Genomic DNA, 11,826 nt, shown 5'->3' with positions numbered 1-11,826 from the left:
TTAACTTTTATCGATTTTGTGGCTGATTGGGTTTTGGTTGTCGGACTTCAGATATCGCACTTCGGTTGTCAGGTTTAGAATGTCAGATTTCGGGTATCAGATTTCGGAGCTAGGTGAAATTACCATGACATTATCAAAGCGCTGCCAAATCTCATCCACGCTATCTTGGGGGGTTTCCACGCACAACAGCACCCAATCCCACGCCTCAGGCGTCACGTTGTAAACAAAATTGGTCATGCCCAAGCCATAATGGTCAAAGAACTTGATGACGCTAGTCACGGCGCTATCAGCATGGATGGCGATAGGTGACCGCGTTAAGGCAGAAAATTTGACATCCGCTTGATGCTGCGCCAAGCGTTCGGCAAGCAGCAACGGCAACCAAACAAACTCATTACTGCCCAGTACCAAGATTTTTTGATGGGCGAATGACGCTAGGGTCAATTGTCTTTGGCGAAGCGTATGATGCAAACCTTGCAGCAAAAAATCCAATCCCGATGTACTATCGCGTGTCGGTTGTCTACCCCAATTGCCGGTAGGCAGCAGTGGCTGACTGCCTGCCTCTGTGGTTGACACATTTGGCATGGTAACCGCGGGCGCATTTATCCTATCTGTCCACGTCCAATCTCCTGCGAGCAGATGATGGCGAAAAAAGGCGATGTCATTAAAAATATTACTATCCGTTTCCCCCAGTTTTTTGCCCAGTTTTTTGCCCAGTGACCAATCAACCAGCGTCGCCAAATGCACTTGCTCAAGCTTACTCATTCCTGCTTGACGCAGGGCGTTGACCACATTTTGGCAGGTATTACCTGTGGAAGCTTCGTCATCGACCATAATCAAGGTTTTGGCGTTTTCAACGTTCGCTTGTAGCGCGCTGTCATCACTTTGGTAAATCAAATGCACGCTGGCATGACTATGATCTTCGCTAAACGTGGTGAAAAGCTCTGCTGCCTGTGCATGCCGCGTCGAGTTGAGCAAAATAGCCTGCGGATAACGTGCCTGCAGCACTTGATGCACCCCTGCCGATAGTCCGACTGCGGTCTCAGCCATACCAATTACCACAATTGGCTCGGGCAAATCATCGGGTATGAGAGTTGCCAACTGGGTGAAGGCTTGTCGCATCTTATCGGGGGATACCGGAATATGTCGCCCCAATACTTTGGATACAAACAAAAACGCGCGCTTTGGATTGATGCGCTCAGCAAAACCCAACAAATCATCAAGCTGATAATCAGCGCTGGTTTGATAGCGCAAAGTAAGCTCACCACGCGATAACGAAATGGTTTTTTGCTCGGTCATGGCGTCTGTTGTCCTGTTATTTTATCCGTTAGCCGATTTTGACACTGGTCATCAGCGGGCGCACGATGCAAGGGGTGATAGTATCACGTACCGCTGGCAGATGCGGTTTGGCAATACAGCCTGACCAATAGGCAAAAGCTAATTGGGTTAAATTCATCGTGCCGTTGTCAAAGGCATGATCGGTGTAACCAATCCCACCTGACGCGCGGCTATTGATTTCCAGTACCTTGTGCGTCCCATTTTCATCAGCCTTGGTTTGGATGCTCACAATGCCATCGGCTTTTAGGGCTGCCACCAGGCGCTTAACAAGTTCCATCACTGCCTCGTCATAGCCCATATGCTGTTCACTGCCGTCTTTATAGCGCGTCACTGCGGCTAACACTTCCCCTGTCTCACATACCACATCAATCGAATATTCTTTGCCTGCTAAATATGGCATCAGCAGCATGGCAATGGGTTTGTCAGTTACCATTTGGCTATGGTTATAGGCGTGTAAAAATTGTGCAAGATGGATTTTTTTAGCATCGGTAAAGTATAAATGCTCAAAACTATCCCACGCATCGACCGCTGCCGTATCGAGTCGCCAAAACCCTTGCGCAAATATGCCTTTAACGGGTTTTACACATAACGGCTGCTCACCATGCAAGGCTAGCAGTGACATTAACTCATCTGCATTATCGAACTGCCAGCCACTTGCCACAGGGATGTCATGTTGCTGGCAAAAAGCTGTAAAAGCGGCTTTATCGTCCATTAATTCAAGCGTGGCTGTGTCAGTTGCGCCTGTCAATAACCGAATACCGGCTGCTTTGAAGTCTTGACGTCTGGCTTCGTAATCTTGGCTATTGCGCCCTGTGAGCACCACTTTACTATTGTGCTTTTTGGCCTGTGCAAGTACAAACCCAACCCGCTCACTTGGCTCGGATGGCTCTTGGTACGCTATATCGGCACAGTTTAAGATTTCTGGTCGTGGTTGTCGATGGGACGCCACGATGGTCATGGGTAAGTTATATTGGCATTTCATGGCTTGCATGGCACGTAGCATCTCACGCTGGCTTGACTGCCCTTCTGCCAACCAAATTGAAAACGGGGTATTACTGGGGTTTAAAATCATTCAATTTCCATTAGCAAATCTTCATACAACTATAATCGATTGTCATTGAGATATAACATGCTGAGTGTGTAGCAAGAATTATATAGCAGGTGGTGCAAAATTTTAATCTATCTTGCTAAATAAACCCTGGCTGCCACTGCAGGATATGCTTGACTACTTATCTTTGCTTAACTTTTCTTTGTTTAGTAGGTAAGACTTATTATTTTACCAATCACCTAGGTATCTTATATCTATATGCATGAGGTGCAACTATTATTGGCGTGCTTTGCCAAACAATATTTGCCAAACAACGTTTGCTACACAATGATAGCCATATTGAGACCGGTAGTGTTTCAATGTTTCGAGGGTGAGGGTGCTAGATAAAAGTTATTGTTTTAGCCATAAAACGCAGTATAATCCATAAGATTTTTTTTACTCACCAACAACTTTTGCTTTTACATGGAGATTTGCCCATGCAAGTTCAGCCTATCGGTGATATGTATGCCAATCACAAAGAATTGACGCTAAGGGGCATTATTCTTGGGGCATTAATCACTGTCATCTTTACCGCGTCCAATGTATATCTTGGACTTAAAGTCGGGTTAACGTTTGCCTCGTCCATTCCGGCGGCGGTGATATCAATGGCGGTTTTAAAATTTGCCAAAGATAGCAATATTCTTGAAAATAATATTGTACAAACCCAAGCTTCGGCGGCAGGTACTTTATCGTCCATTATCTTTGTGTTGCCAGCGTTATTAATGCTTGGTTATTGGACAGGGTTTCCGTTTTGGCAAACCACTATTTTATGTATCGCTGGCGGTATCTTAGGGGTGATTTTTACTATTCCGCTTCGCTATGCGATGGTGGTAAACAGTGATTTGCCCTACCCTGAAGGCGTTGCCGCTGCTGAAATTTTGCGGGCAGGCGAACAGGACACCGCAGATGATACCCCCGCTCAGTCAGATGCCTCAACAGGCGCCAAGGATATTGTGATTGGTGGCGCGTTGTCAGGCATTGTAGCGTTTTTGACCGGTGGACTTAGGGTATTGGCAGATTCGGCAGGCTACTGGTTTAAAGCAGGCTCGGCGATTACCCAATTACCCATGGGGTTTTCCTTGGCGCTACTTGGGGCAGGCTATCTAGTTGGCGTAGCGGGCGGTATTGCTATTTTGCTGGGTATTATTATTGCTTGGGGTGCAGCGGTGCCGATGTTGACGAGCATGACGCCTCAGCCCAGTGACGTAGAAATGTCGGCATTTGCCATGAAAATTTGGAAGGAAAATGTTCGATTTATCGGTGCAGGTACCATTGGTGTTGCCGCGATTTGGACGCTACTGACGCTAATGAAGCCAATGATTGAGGGATTAAAAATTTCCATGCAGGCGCTCAAAGGTGGCAATTCATCAAACCTCAGTCGTATGGAGCAGGATTTATCGCCCAAGGTTATGGTCGGCTGGACGGTGGTAATGATGTTGTTATTGGCGGTTAGTTTCTATCAGTTTGTGGCGGATGCAAGTTTGCCAGCGGGTTTGGCATGGTTGCTAGTATTGGTTTGTACTGCGGTCACCTTTATCATTGGTTTCTTGGTAGCAGCAGCGTGTGGTTACATGGCGGGCTTGGTTGGATCGTCGTCTAGCCCAATTTCAGGTATTGGTATTATCTCGATTGTGGTGATTTCGCTCATTTTATTACTGGTTGGCAATGCCTATCCGCAATTGTTAACCACGGGCGATGGCAAATTTGTCACCGCGTTGGCGCTATTCTGTGGTTCGGCGGTGTTATGTGTGGCGACGATTTCAAATGACAATTTGCAAGACTTAAAAACGGGTTACTTGGTAAAAGCCACACCTTGGCGTCAGCAAATTGCGTTAATGATTGGTGTGGTGGTAGGTGCATTGGTAATCTCCCCTATTTTAGAACTACTGTACAAAGCTTACGGTTTTACTGGGGCATTACCTCGCCCTGATATGGATGCCTCGCAAGCCTTGGGGGCACCGCAAGCAACCTTGATGACCACGATTGCCAAAGGGATTTTTGCGCATAATTTGAACTGGGACTTTATCCTTATCGGCGTGCTGATTGGTGCGGTACTGATTGTCGCTGATACCTTGTTACGCAAAACTTCAGCGGGTAAATACAGCTTGCCAGTATTGGCAGTGGGTATGGGTATTTATTTGCCACCTACCATTAATATGCCGATTTTTATAGGCTCGGTGTTGGCATGGTGGATCAAAAACCATATCACCAAAAACAGTGCGGCGGCGCAACGTGAGCGCAACTTAAAGCTTGCAGAGCGCAAAGGTACGTTATTTGCTGCAGGGTTAATTGTGGGCGAAAGCTTGATTGGTGTTATTATGGCGTTTATTATTGCCGCGTCAGTCACGACGGGCGGCTCAGATGCACCGCTCGCGCTTAAACTTGCCAATTGGGACAATATTGCCCAATGGCTAGGATTATTGGCATTTGTATTGGCTATCGTGATACTAGCAAGACGCGTGTTGAGCAGTACAAAAACATCGGCATAACAAGCATTAAAATCAGTAAACCCTTGAAAATCAGTGTTTTCAAGGGTTTTTTATGTATCGCGGCTTGAGAAAATAGGCTCAACACCATAGATTTAAAACCTTAGCCTCAAAAACTTAAATTCAAAACCTTAGCAACGACATTTTTTCACAATTGCGATAGCAGCATAAGCAATCATTAGCCATTACAAAACTTTTAATAAGTCTAATAACACCTGCCAAGTTTTTGCCACGCTGGCGATTTGTACGCGCTCTTTGGGTGAGTGTGCCGCACGGATATTTGGACCAAAAGAAATCATGTCCATGTTTGGCGCTTTACCTTTAAATATGCCGCATTCAAGACCGGCATGAATCACCTGCAGCTTTGGCTCGCCTGCAAAATGAGTCGCCATCACAGATTTTGCCACTGCTAATAGCTTAGAATCTGGGTCAGGTTGCCAGCCCGGATAATCATCGCTTAACTCTAGCGCTGCCCCTGCCAAATCTGCTAAAGCTTGTAGGCGCTGGGCGATGTCATCTTTTGGGGTTTCACCCAAAGATCGCATCAGACAACGTATCTCAAGGGTGGCGGTTTGATTATTGTCGTGAGTTTGGCCAAGCTTAACCACGCCTGTGCTAATTGATGTATCTACCACGCCGGCAAAACTATCGCTCATGCGTATCACGCCATTGGGCAGGCTACGCAGCAAGTTAAGCACACGCTGACTGTCGGCTATACTAAGAGCGGATAGGTTGGTAGATTCCGGTGACAGCGCGTCCGTGGCGACTAGTTTTTCGACAGTGACGGTCAGGTTAGGTTCCGTGATTTTATATTCAGCTTGTAGCGTTTGCAAGATAGTGGGAAGCAACTGACTGATACGGTCAAAATCACCCAACACCGCCGCAGAGGCTTCACGCGTAATCACATTTCGCAGTACCCCACCTGTCCAGTGTTGTAGATAAAAAGGCGATGAGCCAAACAGGCTTGCCAGCACGCGCGCCAGTAATAAGTTAGCATTGGCTAAGCCTTTATGAATATCAATGCCAGAGTGCCCACCTTGTAGCCCGCTCACCTTAATTACCATCGGCGTGACATCCTCGGTTACGGTGATGAGCGAGGAAGTTAACTGAAATGTGGCATCACGCCCACCCGCACAGCCAATAAACAGTTCACCTTCATCTTCTGAATCAAGGTTAATCATCGCAGGTGCGGTCAGCCACTCAGGGTGGATGGCTTGGACGCCGCCCATGCCGATTTCTTCTTCACAAGTCAAAATCAACTCAAGTGGTGGATGGACAATATCATCACTAAACGCTACCGCCAATGCCATAGCAAGCCCAATACCATTATCCGCTCCAAGCGTCGTATCGCTTGCCCAGACCCAATCATCTTTAATGATAGGTTTGATAGGGTCGGTGATAAAATCATGGTTGGTGGTTTCCCCTTTTTGTGCCACCATGTCAAAATGCGCTTGGATAGCCACCGCAGGACGGTTTGCCATATTGCTATCAAGCTGTACGCTTGCTGGTTTATAGATAAAAATATTGCCTTTTTCATCTTTTTTGACCGTTAACCCGTATTGCTGTCCGCGGGTTTGTACTGCTTGAACAATAAAGTCACCCAATGCGTGTTCATGAAAAGTAGGATGTGGAATAGCACAAATTTGATCAAACCATTGCCAAACAGCAGTGGGTGATAGTTGAGAGAGGTTGGTTGTCATGGTATTGCCCGATTTTTAGTGTATTAACTATCAAAGGCAATATTGTAGCGAATTTTACCTACGAATGGTCAGCTTATTTCTGGTTAGCATAGCTATAGCGCAATTATTGGCAAACGCATAGTATTATTCCATTTCAGAAAATATAATATTGTTAATATTATTTTACAGAATATAAAGGTTTTTACATAATAATTCACATACAGAATATCTATGATGAATTAAGGGGTAAAAATGACTAAGCAAAATAAATTATTCGCGGCAGGGTTGACCGCAGGTATTGTGGCGATTGGCGCGGGCTATGTTTATTCTCAATCAAATTCGCAGTCACCAACACAATCGCAAAACCAAGCAACGCCCAACAGCGCGTCTGCAACGGGCAACACATCAACCGCAGATAGCAAGCAAGCCGTTACCATTGCTTATCAAACGGGGGTTGACCCAGCCAAACTTGCTCAAGCCGACAAAACCTATGAGCAAACCACGCAGCGTGATATCAATTGGCGAAAATTTGACACAGGTGCAGACGTCGTTGCTGCCATTAGTGCCGGCAGCATTGATATTGGCAATATCGGCTCAAGTCCATTGGCAGCGGCTGCCACCAAAGGCGTACCGCTTCAAGTTTTTTTGGTGACCAGTGAAATCGGTGAAGCAGAAAGCTTGGTCGTGAGAAATGCTAGTAATATCAAAACACCGCAAGATTTAATCGGTAAAAAAATTGCCGTGCCCTATGTTTCTACCACCCATTACAGTTTGCTTGCCGCGCTGAAGCATTGGAACATTGACCCAAATAAAGTCACCATTATTAATCTTCGTCCACCGGAAATCAACGCGGCTTGGGAGCGAGGAGATATTGATGCCACGTATGTTTGGGAGCCGGTTTTAAGTAAAGTCAAAGCCACTGGGCATGTGTTGACGACTTCAAAAGAAGTGGCTAGCTGGGGGAGTCCGACCTATGACTTATGGGTGGCGCGTAAAGATTTTGCCCAAAAAAATCCTGACTTCTTAAAACAGTTCGTCAAAATCAGCACCGATGCCACCGGTAAATATAGCCAAGACCCTAAAGCCTTTATTGGTAATGCTAGCAACGTGCAAAAAATTGCGCAAATTACCGGTTCAACACCGAGCGATATCAGCACCCTACTGGCAGGAAATCGTTATCTACCCGTCAGTGAACAGCAGACTTTGCTACAAAAACCCTTTGCTGACAACATCCGCAAAACCGCTGAATTTCTTAAATCACAAGGTAAGGTGGATACCGTATTAGCCGATTATTCAGATTTTGTCACCAATCAATATTTGGATAGCAAGTAGTAGCAAGGCTTAATAAGGAATGAGATAGCATGAGCGGATTAGTGATTGAAAATTTAAGCGTACAGTATCCAACTACCCAGACCAATAGCCACCCCACCTTGGCACTTGATAAGGTGAATTTATCATTGGCAGCGCAAAGTTTTTGTGTGGTGCTTGGGGCGTCAGGCTGCGGTAAAAGCACTTTGCTCAACAGTATTGCAGGCTTTATTCCTGTGACCCAAGGCGCGTTAAGCCTAGACGGTCAAGCCATCACCAAACCCAGTGTAGATAGAGCGGTGGTATTTCAAAACCATGCGTTATTCCCTTGGCTCAATGTCGCTGACAACGTCAGTTTTGCCGGCAAATTAGCAGGGGTCGATGCCAAAACGCAAGCCAAACAAACCGAGCAAATTTTGAAGTGGGTAGGACTAGAACATGCTGCCGAAAAATCCATTTGGGAACTATCAGGCGGGATGCAACAACGTGTTGGCATCGCCCGCGTATTGGCATCAAAAGCCAAAATGTTATTACTAGATGAGCCGTTTGCTGCCCTTGATGCTTTTATGCGCGAATCCATGCAAGAACTACTGCTCAATATTTGGCAACAAAGCAAACGACAAATATTGTTGATTTCGCATGATATTGAAGAAGCGTTATTTTTGGCAACTGACTTGGTGGTGATGGGTCAAGGAAAAATTCTGCACCACTACCAGCCGACTTTTAGCCAACGCTTTACACAAGGACAAAGCACCCGCGCCATAAAATCAGACCGTGAGTTTATTGAATGGCGAGAACAGTTATTTCAGCAAATTGTGGCGGGTCGTATTTGACGGCTGCTAAAACTGCGCCAATTCACCATAGCAATTTAATAGGAATTACGCCATGACGAGCCAAACAATTTCTAAGATTGATACCGCAACTCGCGCCGCTGATAAACCAATCGATCATCAGTCAGCGCCAACTGCAGCCGTTATTGAGACTACCATGACAACACGCCCTACCCCTGCCTCATCTTTTGTGTCCCAACATCATGGGGTGGTCTGGGGCTTTATCAGTGTGGTTACTGCCTTGGCAATTTGGTGGACGGTGACTGCGACAGGACTGGTGCCAAGTTTATTTTTACCAAACCCTACCAGTGTGTGGCAACAGTTTGTCAAAGTCTCCACCGAAGGCTATATGTCGGCAACCTTGATACAGCATACCTTTGCCAGCCTAGGACGGGTATTTATTGCCTTGGTTTTGGCAGTGGTTGTGGGTGTGCCTATCGCTATTTGGATGGGAACTAATCGCACAGTTCAGGCTATTTTTGACCCGTTACTGGAGTTTTATCGCCCGATTCCCCCGCTCGCTTATTTGCCACTATTGGTAATTTGGTTAGGGATTGGTGAGCTGACCAAAATCACACTTATCTTTTTATCGATTTTAGCCCCGATTATTATCTCAACATTGCAAGGTATTTTGACCGTTAATAAAAGCCGCCAATTTGCCGCGCTATCGCTCGGTGCGACCCCATCGCAATTACTTTGGCATGTGACATTGCCATCGGCTTTACCGCATATCCTAACAGGGATTCGTATTGGGCTGGGTGTAGGTTGGTCCACCTTGGTGGCAGCTGAATTGGTAGCTGCAACTAAAGGGTTAGGCTTTATGATTCAGTCAGCCGCGCAGTTTCTATCGACGGATATTGTCATTCTAGGGATTATAATTATTGCGGTGATTGCGTTTATTTTAGAAATTTTATTAAGAAAATTACAAGCTAACCTTGCCCCTTGGTACGGTAAATATTAAAACAGCTGTAACAAGTGATAACTGAACAATTTGGAGATCATCATGACCACGTTAACAATCGAAAAAATCACCCCAAATATTGGCGCGGTGGTGACAGGTGTCGACTTTAGCCAACCTTTGATAGACACTCAACAACACGAAATTGAGCAAGCATTATTGACGCATCAAGTCTTATTCTTTCGTAAACAGGCAATTACCCCAAAACAACAAGCGGATTTTGCGCGTCAATTTGGCTCACTGCATATTCACCCGATTTTTCCCCAAGCCGATAACCAACCAGAGATAGTACTGCTTGATAATCATAAAACCGATTTGCGAGACAATGCCATTTGGCATACCGATGTGACCTTTAGCGAAACGCCACCGCTTGGCAGTATTTTGGCAGCCAAACAAGTGCCAAGCTTTGGCGGTGACACGCTGTGGTCAAGCAGCTATGCGGCGTATGATAATTTATCGCCTGCGTTTCGCGCTTTTTTGGGAGGGTTAACGGCAACGCACAATATTATTCAATCCTTTCCGCAAGAGCGATTTGGCAATACGCCCGAGGGCTTTACCCAGTGGCAACAAGCACAAATTGACAATCCGCCTGTGGTGCATCCTGTCATTCGCACCCACCCTGTCACCGGTAAAAAATTGATTTTTGTCAATGAAGGCTTTACCACAAAGATAAATGAATTATCCGACTCAGAAAGTAAAGCGGTACTCAACTTTTTATTCCAACATATTAGCAAACCTGAGTTTACGGTAAGATGGCATTGGCAAAATGATGACATTGCGTTTTGGGATAATCGAGCCACTCAGCACTATGCGACCCATGATTATGGCGATACCGTACATCGTGTCATGCACCGTGCGACAATTAATGGGGATAAACCGTTTTATCATTCAATCTAATTTTTGACCCCTTGCTGTCAACAACGAAAAAAAACACTTGGTAGATTTCATCAGGCAGCCTGATGGTAAAAGTCTTGCAACACTCCTGCAGGTGACTTAAATCCTAACCCTTTTTGTATTCTTTGACCGTTATAAAAAATCTCAGTATACCTTGTGACTAGGCTGTGTTCCCAATTCAAAAAAGAGATAAAAAGTGCCAAAATATACCTAAATCTATAGCATTTAGAATAGGAAAAAATGGCACGAATCGCGCTGACAGACGAACTATGGGAACAACTACAGCATACCATGAAACAGCACGGGTGTTACATCACCAAAAACACTCGTATCGTGATGGAAGCCATATTATGGAAGTTAAGAACAGGGGCACCGTGGCGAGACATACCCGAAGAATTAATCTTATGGAAAACCGCTTACAATCGTTTTAACCGATGGTCAGAAAACGGATTATGGCAGAATTTTTTTTTAGCTTTTGATCAGAAATTGATACAGAATGGGTATTCATCAACGGAAGCTACATACGGTGTCATCAACATGCAAGTGGAGCTAGGCTTGGTTTCGATAGAGCAATTGGATAAAGCCACGGTGGACGAACTACAAAAATCCATTCATGTTGTAATGCTAATGGATATCCGCTCGATTTTAAAGTCACTGGGGGTGAAGTCCACGACAGTCAAGTTGCACCAGAGTTGATTGAACTCGTTGGTAGTGCTGAATATTTAATGGCTGACAAAGGCTATGATTCAGATACGATACGAGATAAAGCTCGTCAGCACAAAATGAATCCTGTCATACCAAAGCGTAAGAATGCTAAACAGCCAAATCCTGACTTTGACAGCTATTCATATAAACTTAGGCATTTAGTTGAAAATATGTTCGCAAGGTTAAAGCAGTTTCGCAGCATTGCTACCAGATATGAGAAGTTAGCTCGTAATTTTGAGTCGATGATTTACCTCGCTTGCATCATTATTCATGCTAAAGTGAATTGAGGACACAGCCTATAATACTCCCCAAAAACTAGACGAAAAAATCGTAGTAAATAAGATAGAATAACCTTTAGAAAAAGAGGCCTATCTAATGACAAAAGTTCGTAAACGTCATAATGCTGAATTTAAAAGCAAAGTTGCTGTTGAAGCAATTAAAGAGCAAAAGACGATCAATGAGCTGACTGCTGAATACGGTGTTCATGCAACCCAAATCAGCAACTGGAAAAAGCAAGCCTTGGCTGTCATACCCAGTGCCTTTA

General features: G+C 45.1%; 9 protein-coding genes and 1 pseudogene. 7 read left to right on the top strand and 3 right to left on the bottom strand.

Annotated features, from left to right (window positions below; all coding sequences use genetic code 11):
- Positions 1 to 96: 96 nt before the first annotated feature.
- Positions 97 to 1,296 (bottom strand): phosphoribosyltransferase domain-containing protein, encoded by a 1,200-nt coding sequence (locus RT064_RS04565; protein ID WP_313061999.1) that lies wholly within the window; start codon positions 1,294 to 1,296, stop codon positions 97 to 99.
- A gap of 28 nt (positions 1,297 to 1,324) precedes the next feature.
- Positions 1,325 to 2,407, bottom strand: a complete 1,083-nt coding sequence (locus tag RT064_RS04560; RefSeq protein ID WP_313061998.1) for an ATP-grasp domain-containing protein — start codon at positions 2,405 to 2,407, stop codon at positions 1,325 to 1,327.
- 452 nt (positions 2,408 to 2,859) lie between these two features.
- On the opposite strand from RT064_RS04560, the gene RT064_RS04555 reads away from it, so the two are divergent.
- Complete coding sequence (locus tag RT064_RS04555) at positions 2,860 to 4,911, top strand: OPT family oligopeptide transporter (RefSeq protein ID WP_313061997.1); 2,052 nt, start codon at positions 2,860 to 2,862, stop codon at positions 4,909 to 4,911.
- A gap of 182 nt (positions 4,912 to 5,093) precedes the next feature.
- Here the strand turns inward: RT064_RS04555 and RT064_RS04550 are convergent, their stop codons facing one another.
- Positions 5,094 to 6,608: an aminoacyl-histidine dipeptidase gene (locus tag RT064_RS04550; RefSeq protein WP_313061995.1), complete on the bottom strand. Its 1,515-nt coding sequence runs from the start codon at positions 6,606 to 6,608 to the stop codon at positions 5,094 to 5,096.
- Positions 6,609 to 6,839: 231 nt separating this feature from the next.
- Here RT064_RS04550 and tauA point away from each other — a divergent pair, with 231 nt between their 5' ends.
- The 6 genes and pseudogenes from tauA to RT064_RS04520 form a co-directional block, all read left to right on the top strand.
- On the top strand, positions 6,840 to 7,919 hold the full coding sequence (tauA, locus tag RT064_RS04545) for a taurine ABC transporter substrate-binding protein (protein ID WP_409418149.1): 1,080 nt from the start codon (positions 6,840 to 6,842) through the stop codon (positions 7,917 to 7,919).
- Positions 7,920 to 7,948: 29 nt separating this feature from the next.
- Positions 7,949 to 8,728 carry a taurine ABC transporter ATP-binding protein gene (locus RT064_RS04540; protein WP_313061992.1) on the top strand — a complete coding sequence of 260 codons (780 nt, stop codon included), beginning with the start codon at positions 7,949 to 7,951 and terminating at the stop codon, positions 8,726 to 8,728.
- A 154-nt stretch (positions 8,729 to 8,882) separates the two neighbouring features.
- Positions 8,883 to 9,686, top strand: coding sequence for an ABC transporter permease subunit (locus RT064_RS04535; RefSeq protein ID WP_313062158.1), 804 nt, complete (start codon positions 8,883 to 8,885; stop codon positions 9,684 to 9,686).
- Positions 9,687 to 9,716: 30 nt separating this feature from the next.
- Positions 9,717 to 10,580, top strand: coding sequence for a taurine dioxygenase (gene tauD, locus RT064_RS04530; RefSeq protein ID WP_313061990.1), 864 nt, complete (start codon positions 9,717 to 9,719; stop codon positions 10,578 to 10,580).
- A 237-nt stretch (positions 10,581 to 10,817) separates the two neighbouring features.
- Positions 10,818 to 11,569: pseudogene (locus RT064_RS04525) on the top strand (IS5 family transposase).
- Between the two features lie 88 nt (positions 11,570 to 11,657).
- Positions 11,658 to 11,826: transposase (locus RT064_RS04520; protein ID WP_313062156.1), on the top strand; the 169-nt coding region annotated here is incomplete at its 3' end.

It is taken from the genome of Moraxella sp. CTOTU49097 (assembly GCF_032064105.1).
Taxonomy (GTDB): Bacteria; Pseudomonadota; Gammaproteobacteria; order Pseudomonadales; family Moraxellaceae; genus Faucicola; species Faucicola osloensis_B.
The sequence above is the reverse complement of the archived record's forward strand: the minus strand, read 5'-3'. Positions and strand labels throughout refer to the sequence as shown.

What these genes read in the sequence shown, in the direction of transcription:
- RT064_RS04555 (WP_313061997.1), top strand. Translation starts at nt 2,860, where the DNA reads ATGCAAGTTCAGCCTATCGGTGATATGTATGCCAATCACAAAGAATTG.
- RT064_RS04535 (WP_313062158.1), top strand. Translation starts at nt 8,883, where the DNA reads ATGACAACACGCCCTACCCCTGCCTCATCTTTTGTGTCCCAACATCAT.
- RT064_RS04565 (WP_313061999.1), bottom strand. Translation starts at nt 1,296, where the DNA reads ATGACCGAGCAAAAAACCATTTCGTTATCGCGTGGTGAGCTTACTTTG.
- RT064_RS04540 (WP_313061992.1), top strand. Translation starts at nt 7,949, where the DNA reads ATGAGCGGATTAGTGATTGAAAATTTAAGCGTACAGTATCCAACTACC.
- RT064_RS04550 (WP_313061995.1), bottom strand. Translation starts at nt 6,608, where the DNA reads ATGACAACCAACCTCTCTCAACTATCACCCACTGCTGTTTGGCAATGG.
- RT064_RS04560 (WP_313061998.1), bottom strand. Translation starts at nt 2,407, where the DNA reads ATGATTTTAAACCCCAGTAATACCCCGTTTTCAATTTGGTTGGCAGAA.
- tauA (WP_409418149.1), top strand. Translation starts at nt 6,840, where the DNA reads ATGACTAAGCAAAATAAATTATTCGCGGCAGGGTTGACCGCAGGTATT.